Here is a 19,581-nt window from a genome sequence, read left to right as displayed (position 1 = left end):
CGACTCTACTTCGACTTCGCTCAGCATAAACTACTCAGGAAGATATGCTTGAAGTGACAATGGTATTTGTGAGTGACTGAGGGGATGGGACAGCTCGCGAGCTGTCCGTACGGGATTAGCGTTTGTCTTTTGAATGAACATCAAAGGCTATCAAATTAAACATTTGTCGCATTCGTGAGCGAACGCGGTCGCCGTAGTAGGCTTCGAGTTCTGAGGCTGAGAGGTTGGTGGTGACATGGGTGAGGGATTTTTCATGAATGAAAGAATCGTATCGGCTCAAAATGATTTCGGCCATCACGTTACATTCGTTGCCGAAGTGCTTGATTTGTTTTTCGGTTCCTAAATCGTCAAAACAATAGGTGCTGAGTTTGGCTTGTTTGTGCTCTTTTTGGGTATAGGGGACTAGGGCTTCGTAGCCTTTTTTGGCAAATTCAAATGCTATGTCTCTGCAAGGTTTTATTTTGTAACTGGATTGTGGTGCACAGAAATAATTCAGTAAAAACATCAAGGATGTTTTGCCACAGCCTACAGGACCCGATAAAAGCAAAGCTTTGTCTGGATTAATCTCCAATTGGATCATCGACGCTGTATCTCGAATGGCATAAAGTATCAATTTCCGAATTACTGGTAGGTCTTCTTCGTAGATTTTGAAACGATTGCCAAAATGATAGTTCCCAAGGGTTTGTAACGCACCAAGACATTTCTCAAAGTTGTACATTTTGACGCCATTTTGGATTTCAAATGTTTTCTGAATTTCGCTATAAGGGTTCATCGTATTGCTTTTGGTTTGACGTTTTTAAATTACCAGGCACTGGATTTGAAAAGGCGATTTGCACAGGTTTAAAAGATTGCAAGTTTAGGATCCAATTGTTGGCAGCGGCTTGCCAATTGTACATTTTGGATTTGCCTCCCACGAGCCAACCGTTGCTTTGGAAATGATTGAAAAAGCGTTCGCCTTCGATTTCATCCGTTTGTTGTGAAGAGAAATATTTTTTCACATCTTCCAATTTTGGTGGCATGTCTTGTTGGCTTTCTTTTTTTTCGCGCAACTTTTTTTTCTTTTTTTCTTCAACGATTAGCGTTTCTTTTTTTTCAAAATTATTTACGGTTTTTATTTTTTTTTCGTGTGTGCTCTCGTTTACACTATTTGAAATGTTTGAAATGTTTGTATTGTTTATATTGTTTATATAAGGTACTAGCGCTTGTCTAGGAGTTGGTAAGGTACTTGTCTTGTGCTTGTTCACTACTTGTTCAATAGGATGTTCAGTAACATGTTCAGTAGGTAGTTCATTTTTTGACTTTCTTATTTTTTTCTTGGAAGGTTGTTCCAAGTCGATTTCTAGGGTGTTGACATGGATTAAACTGCCTTTGAAAGGATTGTGAGACGGTTCGTAAATGATGTACTCTTTCGCATGTAAATCGTTGATGCATTTGTGGTATGTGGCTTTAGAATATATTTTACTTATGCGCATCATTTCATTACGTGTAATGCTAATTGGATTTTGAAAACGGTTGATATTCCACGTTTGAAATAGCGCCATGTATAGACTCACATGCGTTGGGTTCAGGTCGGTATCATAAATGATTTTTTGGAAGAAACCGGAGAGGTGTTTGATGTAGTTCATAAATAGAGAATAGAGAATAGAGAATAGAAAATAGATTATAGATAATAGACTAAAGACTAAAGACTAAAGACTAAAGACTGTCTTTAAAAAGTCTAATTATTTGAACAGGGTTAGTTTAGCAGCTTTTTTATTGCGTTCGAGCATCTTATTGATGTCATCGTGATCGTAATAAATGGTTCCGCCGATTTTTGTGAAGGAAAGGGTTCCGTTGATCCGTAGGTTTTGGAGTGTTCCTGGAGAAATGGTTAGTAGTTCCAAAACTTCTTTGGATTTAAGCCATTTTTGTTTGGGCTGTGGGTTTTTTATCACCAATTGGGTGATTTCTGCTAAGAGTTCAGATTTGAATTGGTTTAAGTCGTCTTTAGTAACTACTTCGATTGCCATATTTATAAAAATTTAAAATTAATAAGGGCAAATAGAAAGAATAAGTAAAAACCAAAACAGTTACACGGGGGTTGCAACCCCCAAGGAAGTCAACAAATACGCAGAAAAAAAATGTAAATTTTTTTAAAACGCTCTAAATTGTTTTGAAATTGAGGTATTTGTTTAAATTTGTGACACAATACAAAATTGAGACGAAAAAACTCAAAACATATAGCGAAAGTTAAGTAGAGCCACAGAAAACCGCCAAACTATTCTAAATCAGCTCACGAATTAACTGTTCGCCTACGCAATGCGTGGGCTCTGTTAATCGTGTGCTGTGGGTGCTTGGCGGTACCTCTGTGGCTGATAATAGATGTCCCACGCAGCTTGTTTATACCCCTTAGATTAGTAGTACTTATGGAAACAGAATCTGAATTTACCCCAAGTGAGTCCTTACTGCAGTTTATGAAGCTGAATCAGCTTCAAACGCTTGCGGAACTCCTTACTCTTACTGATGAAGAATTACTCACTATGCGAGGCTTTAGCTATCGCATTTTAAAAGAAATATTAGCCCTTCGTAAGTTCTAGTATTTTTTCAATTTTTTTGGCCACGGCTTCAGATGTACTGGTTTCTATGTTGTAACATTTAGACCGAAGGCTATCCACAGAAATTGTTTCGGTCATATCAGTTTTGACTGTTTGAGCTACCACTTGTAGCACTTCCTTTCTGTTATTGTTTTTAATGATCCCTGCTTTTATTAGCAAATCAACAAAACACGCTAATTGCGCTACCGAAAAATCTACGTGAATCTTGTCGACAAAACCCGAATACTCATTTTGATTTTCAATCAACTTAGCTACTTCTTTTTTACGAGATAAAAAGGCTATTTCTTCCTCTAACCAAGTATAGATTTGGAAGTGAATTTCAGGTAGGTTTTCTTGATAGGATGTCGCCTGGTTCGTTTTGAATTGATTGTAAATTTTTAAATAGTCAAACAATAGGTCTAACTTCTCATTTTCCGAGACACAATTTGAAAACTCTTTTTTGAGTTGAGCTGTAATAAAATCAAAACATTGAAAGGTGTTGACACGCATCATCATCAACCAATTGCACCATTCTAGTTGCGTGAAATCGGTTGAGTTTGTTGCTAGACAATGGGCCAATTCCAACACATAATTTTTAGCATAATTGTATTGGTAGTAACTAATTTTATCTTTCAATTCAAGCGTATTAAGTTTCAAAATAGGATCAAAAAGCAGCTTCAATAGTTCTTTGTTTATCTCCATAGCGAGTAAGCTATTGCGAACGAATTGTATTTTCGCTGTTAATTCTACCTCATCTTTTAAAATGGTTCGGTACGGCACCATGAGCTTATCATTAAGATATTCTTCATATTCACACTTTAAGAAAATTAAGAGTTTTTCTAAGTGATAGAACTGACACTTATAGCAGTCTATTTTGTTGTATTCACTAGAATATTCATACAATTCACTTTTATTCTTTGGAGCGATGACCTTGATTAATTGATGCAATTGGCACTCTAAAGCTTGTTGCGTTTTTTGAATGAAATGCTGAATTTTGACATTCGATCTGCTTTTAAAAACCTTCTCTTTTATGGCTCGTTTAATGGTAAGGTTGCCATTCTTTAATACTTGATGGGTGTATAATAGATTCCTTTCTCTTGCAGGGATTGCATTTATGGGGCATTTTTCACATACATAAAAAATATTTGAATCAGTCAAGTGCTTGGCTAAGTATATAGTTTTTCCTTTGAATTTGACTAATGCGTTTAATTTGGGGATGTAATCCAGGTATTCTTCGAAATGAAAAATAGATTTCAATTCTAAAGGTTGAATTTCTGGATGCAAAGAATGGATGGTTTTGTTTATTTTGATTGAATTTTCAACACTATTGTTTTGAATTTCAATTTCAAAAACACGAAAGGAATTATTTTCAAAGGGTTTGAGTGCTTCAAAAAGGGTTTCTTTTGAAATAGATGAAGTCGTTGTTTGACGAAAGACTGTATCATAACAATCAAGCAAATAAGTTATTTTCATATAAGGTCTAAAAAATATTTTAGTTTACAACTAATTATAGTTTTTAGGACAAATTGTTTTTGGAAATATTTACTATTTGACACTAATTATGTTTAATTAATGTCAAATAGTGTTGCAATATATATTTTTAATTTGTTAATATCATTAAAAAAAATGCACTTTTTTAACAAAAATCAGTTGGCGGATTTTAAGTTGTTGTTACTGATGATGTTTGAGAATTTTCCTTTCAAAATTCTCATATCATCGCCTACTTTTTTGTCTAAAACTTTGGCATAATGTTGTGTAGTACGTAAATTTTTGTGTCCTAGCATTTTACTTACAGATTCAATCGGAACCCCGTTTGTAAGTGTAACTGTCGTTGCAAAAGTATGTCGGGCAATGTGAAACGTGAGTTCTTTATTGATTTTGCAAACGGTTGCAATTTCTTTGAGATAGGCATTCATTTTCTGGTTGCTGAAAATGGGAAGCAAACGATTTTCATTTATAGCCTGTGGGTGATTCTCGTATTTATCAATGATCATTTGTGTTACTGGTAAAATCGGGATTTTAGAGGCTGATTCGGTTTTTTGACGATGGGTAAATATCCATTGTTCTCCATCAATTCCTATGTTTATATGTGCCTTGGTCAGGTTTTTGACATCAATGTAGGCCAAACCAGTAAAGCAGCTAAAAATGAAAATATCCCGAACCAAAGAAAGTCTGTCGTTGCCAAAATCCTTTTGGATAATATCCTGAATTTCTTCTTCAGAAAGATACACGCGCTCCACTTCTTGGACTTTGGATTTGTAATTGGCAAAGGGATTGCGCTCGAGCCAATGGTTGGCCAAACAAATTTTGATGATTTTATTGAAGTTCTTGATGTATTTCACGGCGGTATTGTTGGCACAATTGCGAACGCTTCGTAAATAAAATTCATACTCGGTTATAAAAGCATGGTCAATTTTATTGATTTCGATATCGGAAACCTTGTACTTCCATTGTAAAAAGTCTTTCGTATGCTTCAAAGAGGTTTCATAGCGTTCCAATGTACCTGAAGCGTATTCTTTGCCAATCAAAGCCTTAATTTTGTTGTTGTGGTCTTGGAAGATGGGGAGGAGGGTACGAGGTCTTTCGGTTTTGCCTAGGAGTTGACTTTTTAATGATTCAGTTGTTACTGGAATATTTTTATGAATTAACTCCATTTGTGTGTCAATTATCTTGACTTTAAACATATCAAGTTGACTATTGATTGAACGTGCTTCATTTGAATTGCCTTTCATTTTGCCGGCTTCAACAGACCATTTCGAAATATCGACAAAACGATTGGTGCTTAATTCAATTCGCTTACCACTGATGGTAATCCTTGTGTAGATAGGAACTAAGCCGTTTGTACAGGTTTTTGCTTTCTTTGCGTAAAATAGAATAGATACTTTTGTTTTCATAATGGTAACCTTTTGATTTATCTTAAATTTAATTTTAAAAGACCAAGAAAACAAGATGCTTAATTTTTGAACGGGTTACTGAACATCCTAAAAAAAAGGTACCCGATTAATAAATGAACTAGTTACTTATTAAGTCCTAAAGCTCTGTGTTTTCAAGCTTTAGGAGAAAATTCGGTTACCAAAATTTTGGTTTTATTAAGGTAACCGAATTTATCCCCTAAGGAACACGCATTAATGAATTATATGAAGGGGGTATAAAGGAAAAAACCCTCTAAATCATACGATTTAAAGGGTTTTGATTCAATTTGCTTTTCAGCTCGCGGAGAAAGAGGGATTCGAACCCCCGGACCTGTTACAGTCAACAGTTTTCAAGACTGCCGCATTCGACCGCTCTGCCATTTCTCCAGTAAGGTGCTTTCATTTTGTGATTGCGAGTGCAAATATAAGAACCTTTTTTGGTTATGCAAATGTATTTTTGGAAAAATCACTACTAATTTCAAAGCTTTGTTTTAATAGTTTCATTTTCTATACTTTAGATCCTAAAAAAAAAAAACTATTTTGTTTTTAAGTTCTTTAATAATTTACATATTCAGTAATTTCAAGGCCGTAACCAATCATTCCAACGCGTTTTCCTTGGGCGGTATTAGTTACTAAACGTATTTTTGATATGTCGATATCGTGAAGTATTTGTGCTCCAATTCCAAAATCTTTGCTGTCAATTTTGATTTTTGGAGCTTTGAATTCACCACCTGCTTGCAATTGTTTCAATTCTGTAATTCGACTTAATAGGTTTACAGCTTGCATGTCTTGATTGATAAATAGTACGGCTCCTTTTCCTTCATTATTAATAATAGTAAACATATCGTCCAACTGTTTGTCGGCGTTGTTGGTAAGTGTGCCTAGTAAATCATTATTGACTTGTGAAGAGTTAATTCGTGTTAAAATGGATTCTCCTAAATTCCAAGTACCTTTAGTCAAAGCAATGTGAATTTGTTTGTTAGTCGTTTGTTGGTAAGCACGCAGTCTAAAAGTACCAAAACGGGTCTGAATATCAAAATCTTCTTTCTTTACGATCAAGCTATCGTGTTGCATTCTATAAGCTACCAATGCTTCAATAGAAACTAATTTCAAATTGAATTTTTTTGCTACTTTAACCAACTGTGGCAAGCGAGCCATAGTTCCGTCTTCGTTCATGATTTCTACAATCACCCCAGCAGATTTAAAGCCTGCTAGACGAGCAAAATCGATAGCAGCTTCTGTATGCCCGGTTCTTCTCAATACGCCACCTTGTTTAGCGATAAGCGGGAAGATATGTCCAGGACGGGCAAGGTCATGTGGTTTGGTATTAGAATCTACTAGTGAAAGTATGGTTTTGGCTCTGTCCGAAGCGGAAATACCTGTTGTAACACCATTACCTCTTAAGTCCACTGAAACGGTAAAAGCGGTTTCCATCGGGTCAGTATTGTTGCTTACCATCACATGTAATCCTAGTTCCTTGCAACGACTTTCGGTTAGAGGAGCGCATATTAGACCACGACCGTGAGTGGCCATAAAGTTGATCATTTCGGGAGTTACTTTCTCGGCCGCTGCCAAAAAATCACCTTCATTTTCTCTGTCTTCATCGTCTACTACAATGATTACTTTACCTTGACGAATGTCTTCAATTGCTTCCTCAATTGTATTGAGTTGTATTTTATCTGCTACCATGTGTAGAATTAATTTTTAGAGGGAAATACTTTTTTAACCAGTTTTTGAAACGGTTCGGTTACTCGATCCATGTTGATGATTCCAATATCATTGATGGCTCTGTAGGTTAACAAAATTGCTAAAGGTGTTAAGATGAAAGAGGACATCCATGCTCCCATAAAAGGAGTTAGTCCATCTTCCTGAGAAATTCTTTTTCCAAAAGTGTTGATGAAATGGAAAGTGATAAATATTAACACTGCAAATACAATAGGGAGTCCAATTCCTCCTTTTCGGATAATTGCACCTAATGGAGCGCCAATGAAGAACATCAAGAAGCATGCAAAGGCAATTACAAATTTCTCATAAATTACAAATTCGTGACTGTTGATGTTCTTCTGCTTTAATTTTAAATCCGAAAGTGTTCCATCGATACTCATCACTGTACTTTGGGTATTGGCTATAGCATTTTTATAAATAGTTAATTTTTCATCTTCAGTAAAAATACCGATTGGATCTTTGGTGTTTATCTTTTTGGTTTTGGTAATAGAGTCTTTTGCTGGTTTTATTGTACTTGATGCAAAAGGTGTAATTATTTTTTGATTGATATTTTCAGAAAACGATTTGGCTTCAGACGCTCTGTTTTTGGATAAAGAATCTATAGTGTATTTGAGCTCTGCAACGTCAAGCATTCCTTTGGTATTGGCGTCTTTTGTGTCTTCTACTGTTGTTGTGTTTAATTTAGATAAATCAATGTTGATGATGTCTCTTTTGAATGAACTTTTTACAAAAGGCATTTTTTCGCGATCTTCATATTTCTTTGGAGTAACATCTTCATAATAATAACCATCTTTTAAAACCAATTGCAATAAGTTTGATTCTTCATTGCTAATCAATTCGCCAGTTTTGGCTTTGATGACAGTTTTATTACCATCGCCCATTAATGATTTTTTGTGAATAGTAACTCCGCTTAAAAAGTTTCCTTTATCTCCAGATTTTTTATTCACTTTGATGTTGTACATACCAACGGAGTTGAATTGTCCTTCAGCAATCGCTAACGCTGGCTTCACTTGAGCAATGTTTCTTCTGAAACTCATGAATTTGTACTCGGCATACGGAATAACGTTATTGGCAAACATAAAAGCTACAATGCTTAAGAAAAAGATAAAAATCACCAAGGTACGAAAGCAACGCTGCAATGAAATTCCGGATGATTTCATAGCGGCCAATTCATAATTTTCGGAAAAACTACCAAAAGTCATGATAGAAGCCAATAAAACCGAAAGTGGTAAAACCAAAGGAATAATCCTTGGCATAGAAAATAATAAAAATTTTACGATCATTATAAAATCCAAATCTTTTCCAGCTAATTCTGTGATGAAAAGCCAAACGGTTTGGAGAATAAAGATGAAAAAAAGGATAACAAAAACCGTAGTAAATGTAATCAGAAATGATTTTAATAAATATTTGTCAAGTATCTTCACCTAGGTTTAATCTAATTTATTGATGTAGTAATTGGGGTATTTACTCGGCACAAAGGTAAATTGATTTTTGGATAATGGCTGATTAGTTTTAAAAGAATTAACTGTAAGTGTGGTTTTCGTTCCTTTTTTTCCAAATTCGATTAAGTTGTAAATGTGTTTGGTTTGAATGTCAATACCTAATAAGATTTCTTTTCTTTGATCTTTTGCATTCGTTGGAACTAATTTTACATATTGTATTTTTCTTCCTTTAACATCTTGAATAATGTCCATGCTGTATTTATAGCCTGAGTTGAAAAATGTTAACATTTTAGAAGGTGTAATAGCGTTGTCGTCATTTTCATTCAGTTTAGAAATCGTGATTTCTTCATCTTCTGGAACGATTGTGTATGTTTTTTTTCCGTCAAACATTTTAGTTACCCCCATAAAATTAAGCACATACATGTTCCCTTTTAGAGTAACATTTCCTTTGCTATCTTGATTGATGTTTTCTTTTGCATTTTGCAAGCTGTACTTAAAGTCTATCGTAATGTTGTCGTAACTTTTAACTTTACTAGTGACTTGTTCCAATAAAGCTTTTGCTTTTTTGTCTTGAGCTGATGAGGAAAAAACAACAAAAAATAAGACTACCGTTGTTAAGTAAGATTTCAAGAATTTGATTTTTTTATTTGAAGTAACAATGGAGGAGTTTTGAATACTTGGTAACATGATTTAATTGTTTAGTTCGTTATTGAAAAATTGATCAAGAGAACTCATATCTTGAATATTTACACTACGTGCTTTACTTCCTTCAAAGGAGCCTACAATTCCAGCAGCTTCTAATTGGTCAATTAGTCGTCCTGCTCTGTTGTATCCTAGTTTGAGTTTGCGTTGTAGTAAAGAAGCGGAGCCTTGTTGTGCATTGACAATAATCTCGGCGGCTTCTCTAAATAAGGGGTCTCTTTCGGAAATATCCATATCAAGATTAATGCCACTTTCCTCCCCAACGAACTCTGGAAGCAAATAAGCAGTGGCATAGGCTTTTTGAGAACCTATAAATTCGGTTATTTTTTCTACTTCTGGGGTGTCGATAAAGGCGCATTGTACACGAACCACATCATTGCCATTGGTGTATAATAAATCTCCTCTACCAATCAATTGGTCGGCGCCTTGGGTATCTAAAATGGTCCTAGAGTCAATTTTTGAAGTTACTCTAAAAGCGATACGAGCTGGGAAGTTGGCTTTTATCAAACCTGTAATTACGTTCACCGAAGGTCTTTGAGTCGCAATAATCAAATGTATTCCGATCGCACGAGCCAATTGTGCCAAACGAGCAATAGGAACTTCAACTTCTTTACCAGCAGTCATAATTAAGTCGGCAAACTCGTCTACTACCAATACAATGTAAGGTAAAAATCGGTGCCCTAATTCTGGATTTAACTTTCTAGATTTGAATTTTTCGTTATATTCTTTGATGTTGCGCACCATAGCGTCTTTTAACAACGAATAACGATTGTCCATTTCTACGCAAAGAGAGTTTAATGTAGCGACTACTTTTGCATTATCTGTAATAATAGCGTCTTCGGTATCGGGTAATTTGGCTAAATAATGTCTTTCTATTTTATTAAAAAGTGTAAGCTCCACTTTTTTAGGATCGACCAAAACGAATTTTACTTCGGCTGGATGTTTTTTGTATAAAAGAGAAGTCAATACGGCATTTAATCCTACTGATTTTCCTTGTCCGGTAGCACCCGCCATCAATAAGTGAGGCATTTTTGCCAAATCGACTACAAAAGTTTCATTAGAAATGGTTTTTCCTAATGCAATTGGTAATTCCATTTCGGCTTCTTGAAATTTAGCTGAACCAATAACACTTTTCATAGAAACCATAGTAGGATTTTTGTTCGGAACCTCAATACCAATGGTTCCTTTTCCGGGAATTGGCGCAATGATACGAATTCCAAGTGCAGATAAAGACAAAGCAATATCGTCCTCTAAGCTCTTGATTTTTGAAATTCTGATTCCTGCTTCTGGAACAATTTCATATAAGGTTACCGATGGACCAACTGTAGCCTTAATTTGAGCAATTTCTATTTTGTAATTGCGAAGTGTATCAACGATTTTGTTTTTGTTTTCTTCTAATTCCTCTTGATTGATGGTGATTCCACCAGTAGAATATTCTTTTAATAAATCTATTGTTGGGTATTTGTAGTGCGATAAATCCAAAGTTGGGTCGAATAAACCAAAATCAGAAACCAAGCGTGAGGCAAGATTTTCTTCGATAATGTCTTCTTCGGCTGCTTTTTCAATTACAAAAACTTCGTCGTTGGTCGTAATTACTTCATTTGGAATTGGAGTAACTAAGGGTTGTGGTTTCAATTGAGGTTCCAAATTAATTTCAGAAGCACTACTAATTGTAGGTTTCAAAGCTTCTTTGTTGATTTCAAACTGTGAACCTGAGGTTTTCAGATGAATGGTATCTTCTATATCTTCTTCCTCTTCAATAGCAAATTCCTCCAAATTGTAAGCGTTTGAAGTTTCTTTCGGAAAAGGAGTATTGGCTATTTCATCTTTAATTTCTTCTTTGGTAGAATGAAATAAATTTTGAATTTTTTCTGGTGAAACTTTTAATTTGAAAATTAGATAAATTAAGACACCGAAAATTAGCACCAGTAAAGTACCTGTTTTTCCGATGTAGTCTTGGCACAGTAAATTGAGTTCGTAGCCCACAGTTCCGCCTAATTCAGGCACGGATGTAGCAAAGAAGCCAAATAAAACAGATAGAATTACAACCAAAAACATGTCCCAAAACCATATGTTTTTGAGTTTTTTGAGACGTAAGTCTAAAAATAAAAATAAACCTGTTAGGAAAAATAATCGAACGAATAAAAACGAAGCGATTCCAAATCCTTTGTAGATTAAGGCATCTGCAAGAAAAGCACCAATTTTTCCTAACCAATTTTGCACTATCTCATTTCTATCGGATACTGCATTTACAGCACTCTGATCTTCTTGACCGTATAGGAAAAAGGAAATAAAAGCGATTAATAGACCAATAGAAAATAATACTAGTAAACTACCGATGATGAGTTTGTTTTGCTTAGATACTTCCCAAAATTTAGTTTTTGGAGTAGTACCATCAGAAGGAGTTTCTGGGGTGTTTTTTTTGTTTGATTTTGCCATTCTTTTTATAGTAATCCTATATGAATTTTGGAACGTAAATGATTAAACCTATAATGATTGCGGTAATTGCTGCAAAGAAAACAGACCCTGCAGCAATATCTTTGATAAAACCAATTCTTTGATTGTAATTTGGATGAATAAAGTCGGCTATTTTTTCTACAGCAGTGTTCAGTCCTTCAATACTCATGACTAAGCCAATCGCAAAAGTTTGAAATAACCATTCTGAAGCAGTAATGTTCATGATAAAGCCTAAAATGCTTACTAAGATTCCAATAGAAAACTGAACCATTATGCTGTGTTCAGTAGTTATTAATTTTATTGCTCCTTTAAAAGCATAGGAAACACTTTTTAATCTTCCAGTTACAAAAGAATTGTCTTTTTGAAATTCCATGAAATAAATTATAGTGCTGCTAGTGCTGCTTCGTAATTTGGTTCGTTTGCAATTTCTCCAACTTGTTCTGTGTGAGTAATTACTCCGTTTTCATCCACTACAATGATTACTCTTGAATGTAATCCTGCTAACGGTCCGTCTGAGATTTCTAAGCCATTAGTTTTACCAAAACTACCTTCTTGAAAATCGGATAAATTCACCACGTTTTCTAATCCTTCGGCACCACAAAAACGTTTTTGAGCAAAAGGTAAATCTCTAGAAATACATAAAACCGTAGTGTTGTCCAATGTACTTGCACTTTCGTTGAATTTTCTAACAGATGTAGCACAAGTTCCAGTATCGATACTTGGAAAAATATTTAAAACTAATTTTTTACCAGCAAAATCAGCTAATGAAGCTACTGATAAATCATTTTTTACCAATTTAAAATCTACTAATTTGCTTCCTACTTGAGGAAGTTCTCCTGAAGTGTGAATTGGGTTTCCGCCTAATGTTATTGTTGCCATGTCTTTGTTTTTTTGAGTTTCAAAAGTATGAATTTTTTTTTAAGAACTGAGGCTTACTAATTTAAGATTTTCCCCAGAAAGGAATTACTTTTCATATTCTTTTGATAACTAGTTCATTTGATTTTTTCTTATTGTTTAGTACAAGGCTAACTTGTTTCCAATTTTATTTTATTCCTTTTTTAAAATTAAAATTAAAGAATATCACCTTTCATTTTTTGGAGATATATGCTATATTGCGTAAAAATCCAAAATTGGTTTATGGTTGAGCAAAATAGTTATAATGAAGATAATATACGTTCTCTCGATTGGAAAGAACACATCCGGATGCGTCCCGGAATGTATATCGGAAAGCTTGGTGACGGTTCTTCACCGGATGACGGTATTTATATTCTTTTAAAAGAAGTATTAGACAACTGTATTGATGAATTCGTAATGGGCGCTGGAAAATCTATCGAAGTGACCATTAAAGACAAAACTGTAGCGGTTCGAGATTATGGTCGAGGCATTCCTTTAGGGAAGGTAATCGACGTAGTTTCCAAAATGAATACTGGTGGAAAGTACGATTCTTTGGCGTTTAAGAAATCTGTTGGATTGAATGGAGTAGGAACCAAGGCAGTTAATGCTTTGTCTAATTATTTTAGAGTCGAATCGGTTCGTGATGATAAGCAAAAAGCAGCAGAATTTTCAGCAGGAAATTTGGTTTTAGAAGAAGACATCATCGAAACGACTAAGCGTAAAGGAACCAAGGTTACGTTTACCCCAGATGAAGCCATTTTTAAAAACTATAAATTCAGAAATGAGTATATAGTCAAAATGCTTAAGAACTATTGTTATCTAAATACTGGATTAACGATAATTTATAACGGCGAAAAATATTTTTCTGAAAATGGATTGAAAGATTTATTAGATGAAAATATTGCCGAGGAAGACATGGTGTATCCAATTATTCATCTCAAAGGGGATGATATTGAGGTAGCCATGACCCATAGTAAATCGCAATACAGTGAAGAATATCATTCTTTTGTAAACGGTCAAAATACAACACAAGGGGGAACGCATTTAGTTGCTTTTAGAGAGGCGGTGGTTAGAACCATACGTGAATTTTACAATAAAAACTTTGAACCTTCTGATATTCGTAAATCGATTGTGAGTGCGGTTAGTATCAAGGTGATGGAGCCTGTTTTTGAATCCCAAACCAAAACCAAATTAGGTTCTACAGATATGGGCTCTGAGCCAGGAATGGCATCGGTGAGAACGTTTGTGAATGACTTTGTGAAAAATAAATTAGACAATTTTTTACACAAAAATCCAGAAACAGCCGATTTGTTGCTACGAAAAATTCTACAAGCTGAGCGAGAGCGAAAAGAGTTATCAGGCATTCGAAAATTAGCCAAAGACCGTGCAAAAAAAGCGAGTTTGCACAACAAGAAATTGAGAGACTGTCGCGTGCATTTGCCAGACATCAAAAACCCAAGATATTTAGAAAGTACGTTGTTTATCACCGAGGGAGATTCCGCTTCGGGGTCGATTACCAAATCACGTGATGTGAATACACAAGCAGTTTTTAGTTTGCGTGGAAAACCATTGAATTCTTACGGAATGAGTAAGAAGATTGTATATGAAAATGAAGAATTCAATTTGTTGCAAGCGGCCTTGAATATCGAAGAAGATATGGGTGACTTGCGTTACAACAATATTGTAATCGCCACCGATGCTGATGTCGATGGAATGCACATTCGCTTGTTATTGATTACCTTTTTCTTGCAATTTTTCCCTGAATTAATAAAAGAAGGGCATTTGTATATTTTACAAACACCGCTTTTTAGAGTTCGAAACAAGAAAGAAACCATTTATTGCTATTCTGACGAAGAACGTAAAGAAGCCATCGAAAAATTAAAACCCAAACCCGAAATCACTCGATTTAAAGGACTTGGAGAAATTTCGCCTGATGAGTTCAAAAATTTCATAGGAGAAACCATCCGATTGGATCCTATTATGATGGATAAAAACACGTCAATCGAGCAATTATTGTCCTTTTATATGGGTAAAAACACCCCAGACCGACAAGAGTTTATCATCAAAAACTTGAAGGTAGATTTGGATGTGATCGAGAAAGAATAATATTTTAGAAATGAACAAAAAAACGTTAATACTTATTGTTTTAGCTTTTGCCCTAGGTTTTGGTGGGACATTTTTTATTATCAAAAGTAATGATCATAAAGAATGTGAAATAGTTACCAAAAAAGTAAAAGACAAAACCGGAAATTGGGTGACTACAGAAAAACATATTTGCAAAGAAAAGTATGCTTTTTAGCATTGAAATAACGATTAAGTAGATTTATAAAGATATAAATGAAAGACGAAGAAGAAGATAACATCCTTCCGAACGAAGACGAAAACAACGACGCCAGTTTTGATGCCAATGATCAAGAAGGGTTCGATGATATATCGACTTCCAGTGGGATGCACCATTTTTATGAAGATAAAGCAGACGAGCACGATACCATTACCAAAGTTACAGGAATGTACAAAGATTGGTTTTTGGATTACGCATCGTATGTGATCTTAGAACGTGCCGTACCCGCTATTGAAGACGGATTTAAGCCAGTGCAACGCCGTATTATGCATTCGTTAAAAGAATTAGACGACGGTCGTTATAACAAAGTAGCGAATGTGGTGGGACACACTATGCAATACCATCCTCACGGGGATCAGAGTATTGCCGATGCTATGGTGCAAATTGGTCAAAAAGATTTATTGATTGATTGCCAAGGAAACTGGGGTAATATTTTGACAGGCGATGGCGCAGCTGCTTCTCGTTATATTGAGGCGCGTTTGTCTAAATTTGCTTTAGAGGTATTGTATTCTCCTAAAATTACAGATTGGGGCGTGTCGTATGACGGACGTCGTGCAGAACCGAATAATCTTCCCGTGAAGTTTCCGTTGCTTTTGGCACAAGGAGCAGAGGGAATCGCGGTGGGGCTTTCTACCAAAGTGTTGCCTCATAACTTCAATGAGTTGATTGACGCTTCTATAAAAATTCTGAAAGGAAAACCTTTTACGTTATATCCAGATTTTCAAACCGCTGGGATTGCTGACGTTTCGAATTACAACGATGGTATGCGTGGTGGACGTGTTCGTGTGCGTGCCAAGATTAGTCAAGTAGACAAAAATACCTTGGTGATAACTCAAATTCCGTTTTCGACCAATACTTCTACTTTGATTGATAGTATTTTGAAAGCCAATGAAAAAGGGAAGATCAAAATCAAGAAAATCGAAGACAATACCGCTGCCGAGGTTGAGATTTTAATCCATCTTTTCCCGGGTGTTTCTCCAGATAAAACCATCGATGCTTTGTTCGCCTTTACCGCTTGCGAAACTTCGGTGGCGCCATTAGGTTGTGTGATTGAAGATAACAAACCGCTTTTTATTGGGGTTTCGAATATGTTGAAAATTTCGACAGACCGTACCGTAGATTTATTGCGTCAAGAACTCGAAATTCAGTTAGAAGAATTAAAAAACAAATGGCATTTCGCTACTTTGGAGAAAATCTTCATTCGCGAAGAAATGTATATTGACTTCAAATTGTATTCGGATAAAGAAGCGTTATTTCAATATATGTATGATCGTTTTGAGCCTTTCAAACCCTCCTTTGTAAGAGAAATTAACGATGATGATTTGCATAAACTAACGCAAATCCCAATGATTCGTATCACTCGTTTTGACTCGGATAAAGCCGATGATTTCATTTCGAAATTAGAGGACGAAATGAAGGAAGTACAACATCATTTGGATCATATCATCGATTTTGCGATAGCTTATTTTGCTAAACTTAAAGAAAAATATGGTAAAGGAAGAGAACGCCAAACCGAACTCCGCATTTTTGATGATATCGAAGCGACCAAAGTGGTTTTGCGTAATACCAAATTATACGTCAATCGTGAAGAAGGATTCGTAGGAACGAGTTTGAAAAAAGACGAATACGTAGTAGATTGTTCTGATATTGATGATGTGATTGTGTTTTTGCGTGATGGTAAAATGATGATCACCAAAGTGGATGCTAAAACATTTGTGGGTAAAGACATTATTCACGTTGCCATTTTTGATAAAGGCGATAAACGCACGATTTACAATATGATTTATCGTGATGGGAAATCGGGTCCGTCTTACATTAAACGATTCAATGTTTCCGGTGTTACCAGAGATAAAGCCTATGATTTGACCAATGAAGCGCCCGGTTCACAGATTTTGTACTTTTCTTGCAATCCGAATGGAGAAGCTGAAGTGATAAATGTATTGTTGAGACAAGTAGGTAGTATCAAAAAACTCAAATTTGATATTGATTTCGCCAAATTAGCCATCAAAGGAAGAGCTTCGAAAGGGAATTTGGTCACCAAATATCCAATCAAGAAGATTGAATTAAAAGAGAAAGGAATTTCTACCTTATTGCCCAGAAAAATTTGGTTTGACGATACCGTGCAGCGCTTGAATGTGGATGGAAGAGGAGAGTTGTTAGGTGAATTTAGACCAAGCGACAAGATATTAGTTATTTCTCAAACGGGAAAACTTAAAGTTATTATTCCAGAGCTGTCTACTCATTTTGATGAGGATATGATTGTTTTAGAAAAATGGAATCCTAAAAAACCGATTTCAGCTATTTATTATGATGGTGAAAAAGAGCGCTATTATATCAAGCGCTTCTTGGTTGAAGTAGAGAATAAAGAAGAATCGTTTATATCCGAGCATCCAAATTCACGTTTAGAGATTGTGGCTACCGATTATCGTCCAGTAGCCGAATTAATTTTTGCTAAAGTGAAAGGTGTTCAAAAAGAAAATCAGGTGGTAGACATCGAGAGTTTTATTGCTGTAAAAGGCTTTAAAGCTTTAGGAAACCAATTGACAACCGATAAGTTAAAACAAGTGAATTTGCTTGAGCCTTTGCCTTATGAAGAGCCAGAAGAAGAGCAACCCGAACCCACTGAAAGTATAGAAGACACTATTGATGATTCTTCGATTCAATTAGAAGATGATGGGCAAGTCACTTTATCCTTAGAATAGTTAAAAACCGTTTCCAACTTCAATAGGAAACGGTTTTTTTTAAAACCTGATTTTTATCGTGTTTTATGTTTTGGATTTGGTTTATTTTTACATAAAAAACAAAAACAAATTCAATTCGTATGAAATTATTTCCTTCCGACATAGAAATTGCTCAAAAAAGTAAGATTTCTTCAATAAAAGACATTGCTTTAAAATTACATATTGATGAAGAAGATTTGGAATTGTATGGAAAATATAAAGCCAAATTGCCCTTATATTTACAACAACAGGAACCCAAAGGGAAATTGATTTTGGTTTCTGCCATGTCTCCAACTAAGTATGGCGAAGGTAAAACAACCATGACTATAGGATTGACAGATGGATTAAATAGTATTGGTAAAAAAGCAATTGCCGTTTTGCGTGAACCTTCTTTAGGGCCTGTTTTTGGTCTAAAAGGGGGAGCTGCTGGTGGAGGCTATTCACAAGTTTTACCAATGGAGGATATCAATCTTCATTTTACAGGTGATTTTTCAGCCATCGAAAAGGCTAATAATTTGCTTTCCGCTATAATCGATAATGAATTGCAAAGTAAAGAGAATACTTTGAATTTAGATCCAAAATCTATTGCTTGGAAAAGGGTTATGGATATGAATGATCGTTCCTTACGTCAAATAATAGTGGGGATAGGTGGTAAAGGAAATGGTGTCATGCGCGAAGATGGATTTAACATTACTCCAGCTTCAGAGATTATGGCTATTTTATGTTTGTCGAAAGATATTGAGGACTTGAAGCACAGATTAGGATCAATATTTATTGGAAAAACCATGGAGGGGCAACCTGTTTTCGCCAGAGAATTGAATGTTGTAGGGGCCATGGCAGCTTTGTTAAAAGACGCTATTAAACCCAATTTAGTACAAACTATAGAAGGTAATGCTGCCATTCTTCATGGCGGGCCATTTGCCAGCATAGCGCAAGGCACCAATTCGGTCATTGCTACTAAAATGGGATTGTCTTTAGGGGATTATGTAGTGACCGAAGCTGGTTTTGGTGCCGATTTAGGTGCCGAGAAATTCTTTCATATCAAATGTGAACAATCAGGATTAAAACCTGATGCAGTAGTAATAGTTGCCACTATTAAAGCAATTAAGCATCATGCAGGTTTGGCTGCAAATGAATTTCAATATGAAAATATTTCAGCAATAGCAACTGGATTTTGTAATTTAGAAAAGCATATTGAAAACATCCAAAAATTTGGCATTAACCCTGTGGTATGTATCAATGCTTTTCCAACAGATACAGTTGCAGAATATGATACATTAATAGGACTTTGTGCTCAAAAAGGTGTAAAGGCAGTGGTTTGTAATTCCTTTGCTGAAGGAGGGAAAGGCGCTACTTCTATCGCTCAGGCTGTGATTACTGAAATTGAATCTGAAACTGCCCATTATCAACCACTGTATCAAGCTGAAGATGCAATTGAATATAAAATTATAAAGATTGCTAAAGAAATATATGGTGCTTCTGCTGTTGCATTCTCTTCAAAAGCTACTACGCAATTAAAAATGATTAATGAAATTGGTTTTAGTCATTTTTCAGTTTGTATGGCCAAAACACCTGCTAGTTTTTCGGATAATGAAAAATTAATTGGAAGACCTACTGATTTTACGATCACTGTTCGCGAATTTGAAATTGCGAGTGGGGCTGGTTTTGTCATTCCTTTATTAGGAGAAGTTATGCGCATGCCAGGATTACCCTCTGTGCCCAATGCCACTCGTATTGATGTGGATAATGAAGGTAAAATAACAGGATTATCATAGTAATTGGCATATAAAAAACTATAGAAATAAGTTGGTTACA

The 19,581-nt window shown here is 35.4% G+C and carries 15 protein-coding genes and 1 tRNA gene; 4 read left to right on the top strand and 12 right to left on the bottom strand.

From position 1 onward, the window contains the following. Positions 1 to 115: 115 nt before the first annotated feature. The 12 genes from ACSVH5_RS02020 to tpx form a co-directional block, all read right to left on the bottom strand. Complete coding sequence (locus tag ACSVH5_RS02020; RefSeq protein WP_438059793.1) at positions 116 to 772, bottom strand: ATPase; 657 nt, start codon at positions 770 to 772, stop codon at positions 116 to 118. After that, positions 759 to 1,625: a transcriptional regulator gene (locus tag ACSVH5_RS02015; protein WP_438059792.1), complete on the bottom strand. Its 867-nt coding sequence runs from the start codon at positions 1,623 to 1,625 to the stop codon at positions 759 to 761. Before ACSVH5_RS02015 ends, ACSVH5_RS02020 begins: the two co-directional genes overlap by 14 nt. A gap of 96 nt (positions 1,626 to 1,721) precedes the next feature. Next, on the bottom strand, positions 1,722 to 2,009 hold the full coding sequence (locus ACSVH5_RS02010) for a helix-turn-helix domain-containing protein (RefSeq protein ID WP_438059791.1): 288 nt from the start codon (positions 2,007 to 2,009) through the stop codon (positions 1,722 to 1,724). Between the two features lie 546 nt (positions 2,010 to 2,555). After that, positions 2,556 to 4,046: a hypothetical protein gene (locus tag ACSVH5_RS02005; protein WP_438059790.1), complete on the bottom strand. Its 1,491-nt coding sequence runs from the start codon at positions 4,044 to 4,046 to the stop codon at positions 2,556 to 2,558. Positions 4,047 to 4,219: 173 nt separating this feature from the next. Beyond that, positions 4,220 to 5,467 (bottom strand): site-specific integrase, encoded by a 1,248-nt coding sequence (locus tag ACSVH5_RS02000; protein WP_438059789.1) that lies wholly within the window; start codon positions 5,465 to 5,467, stop codon positions 4,220 to 4,222. A gap of 320 nt (positions 5,468 to 5,787) precedes the next feature. Continuing rightward, positions 5,788 to 5,872: transfer RNA gene (locus ACSVH5_RS01995), tRNA-Ser, on the bottom strand. 168 nt (positions 5,873 to 6,040) lie between these two features. After that, positions 6,041 to 7,174 (bottom strand): 3,4-dihydroxy-2-butanone-4-phosphate synthase, encoded by a 1,134-nt coding sequence (gene ribB, locus ACSVH5_RS01990; protein WP_438059788.1) that lies wholly within the window; start codon positions 7,172 to 7,174, stop codon positions 6,041 to 6,043. Positions 7,175 to 7,182: 8 nt separating this feature from the next. Further along, a complete protein-coding gene (locus ACSVH5_RS01985) occupies positions 7,183 to 8,634 on the bottom strand; it encodes an LptF/LptG family permease (RefSeq protein ID WP_438059787.1) in 1,452 nt (483 codons plus the stop codon). 6 nt (positions 8,635 to 8,640) lie between these two features. Beyond that, positions 8,641 to 9,339 (bottom strand): LolA family protein, encoded by a 699-nt coding sequence (locus ACSVH5_RS01980; RefSeq protein WP_438059786.1) that lies wholly within the window; start codon positions 9,337 to 9,339, stop codon positions 8,641 to 8,643. A gap of 3 nt (positions 9,340 to 9,342) precedes the next feature. Continuing rightward, positions 9,343 to 11,793, bottom strand: coding sequence for a DNA translocase FtsK (locus ACSVH5_RS01975; protein WP_438059785.1), 2,451 nt, complete (start codon positions 11,791 to 11,793; stop codon positions 9,343 to 9,345). 16 nt (positions 11,794 to 11,809) lie between these two features. Further along, positions 11,810 to 12,184, bottom strand: a complete 375-nt coding sequence (locus ACSVH5_RS01970) for a diacylglycerol kinase family protein (RefSeq protein ID WP_438059784.1) — start codon at positions 12,182 to 12,184, stop codon at positions 11,810 to 11,812. Positions 12,185 to 12,192: 8 nt separating this feature from the next. Then, positions 12,193 to 12,690: a thiol peroxidase gene (gene tpx, locus ACSVH5_RS01965; RefSeq protein ID WP_438059783.1), complete on the bottom strand. Its 498-nt coding sequence runs from the start codon at positions 12,688 to 12,690 to the stop codon at positions 12,193 to 12,195. Positions 12,691 to 12,948: 258 nt separating this feature from the next. Between tpx and ACSVH5_RS01960 the strand changes: the two genes are divergently transcribed. The 4 genes from ACSVH5_RS01960 to ACSVH5_RS01945 all read left to right on the top strand — a co-directional run bounded on the left by ACSVH5_RS01960 (position 12,949) and on the right by ACSVH5_RS01945 (position 19,541). After that, positions 12,949 to 14,811, top strand: coding sequence for a DNA topoisomerase IV subunit B (locus tag ACSVH5_RS01960; RefSeq protein ID WP_438059782.1), 1,863 nt, complete (start codon positions 12,949 to 12,951; stop codon positions 14,809 to 14,811). A 10-nt stretch (positions 14,812 to 14,821) separates the two neighbouring features. After that, the gene (locus tag ACSVH5_RS01955) at positions 14,822 to 15,004 is read left to right on the top strand and encodes a hypothetical protein (protein ID WP_438059781.1); all 183 of its coding nucleotides are present in this window, start codon (positions 14,822 to 14,824) and stop codon (positions 15,002 to 15,004) included. A 38-nt stretch (positions 15,005 to 15,042) separates the two neighbouring features. Then, a complete protein-coding gene (locus ACSVH5_RS01950) occupies positions 15,043 to 17,748 on the top strand; it encodes a DNA gyrase/topoisomerase IV subunit A (RefSeq protein WP_438059780.1) in 2,706 nt (901 codons plus the stop codon). 119 nt (positions 17,749 to 17,867) lie between these two features. Continuing rightward, positions 17,868 to 19,541, top strand: coding sequence for a formate--tetrahydrofolate ligase (locus ACSVH5_RS01945; RefSeq protein WP_438059779.1), 1,674 nt, complete (start codon positions 17,868 to 17,870; stop codon positions 19,539 to 19,541). Positions 19,542 to 19,581: the final 40 nt, after the last annotated feature.

This window comes from Flavobacterium sp. RSSA_27, from assembly GCF_051547125.1.
Classification (GTDB): domain Bacteria; phylum Bacteroidota; class Bacteroidia; order Flavobacteriales; family Flavobacteriaceae; genus Flavobacterium.
Note: the sequence above shows the minus strand (reverse complement) of the source record. Positions and strands in the feature narration are given on the sequence as shown.

Bases quoted from the DNA above. Each gene is read 5' to 3' on its own strand.
- ACSVH5_RS02020 (WP_438059793.1), bottom strand. From the start codon at position 772: ATGAACCCTTATAGCGAAATTCAGAAAACATTTGAAATCCAAAATGGC.
- ACSVH5_RS02015 (WP_438059792.1), bottom strand. From the start codon at position 1,625: ATGAACTACATCAAACACCTCTCCGGTTTCTTCCAAAAAATCATTTAT.
- ACSVH5_RS02010 (WP_438059791.1), bottom strand. From the start codon at position 2,009: ATGGCAATCGAAGTAGTTACTAAAGACGACTTAAACCAATTCAAATCT.
- ACSVH5_RS02005 (WP_438059790.1), bottom strand. From the start codon at position 4,046: ATGAAAATAACTTATTTGCTTGATTGTTATGATACAGTCTTTCGTCAA.
- ACSVH5_RS02000 (WP_438059789.1), bottom strand. From the start codon at position 5,467: ATGAAAACAAAAGTATCTATTCTATTTTACGCAAAGAAAGCAAAAACC.
- ribB (WP_438059788.1), bottom strand. From the start codon at position 7,174: ATGGTAGCAGATAAAATACAACTCAATACAATTGAGGAAGCAATTGAA.
- ACSVH5_RS01980 (WP_438059786.1), bottom strand. From the start codon at position 9,339: ATGTTACCAAGTATTCAAAACTCCTCCATTGTTACTTCAAATAAAAAA.
- ACSVH5_RS01975 (WP_438059785.1), bottom strand. From the start codon at position 11,793: ATGGCAAAATCAAACAAAAAAAACACCCCAGAAACTCCTTCTGATGGT.
- ACSVH5_RS01970 (WP_438059784.1), bottom strand. From the start codon at position 12,184: ATGGAATTTCAAAAAGACAATTCTTTTGTAACTGGAAGATTAAAAAGT.
- tpx (WP_438059783.1), bottom strand. From the start codon at position 12,690: ATGGCAACAATAACATTAGGCGGAAACCCAATTCACACTTCAGGAGAA.
- ACSVH5_RS01960 (WP_438059782.1), top strand. From the start codon at position 12,949: ATGGTTGAGCAAAATAGTTATAATGAAGATAATATACGTTCTCTCGAT.
- ACSVH5_RS01955 (WP_438059781.1), top strand. From the start codon at position 14,822: ATGAACAAAAAAACGTTAATACTTATTGTTTTAGCTTTTGCCCTAGGT.
- ACSVH5_RS01950 (WP_438059780.1), top strand. From the start codon at position 15,043: ATGAAAGACGAAGAAGAAGATAACATCCTTCCGAACGAAGACGAAAAC.
- ACSVH5_RS01945 (WP_438059779.1), top strand. From the start codon at position 17,868: ATGAAATTATTTCCTTCCGACATAGAAATTGCTCAAAAAAGTAAGATT.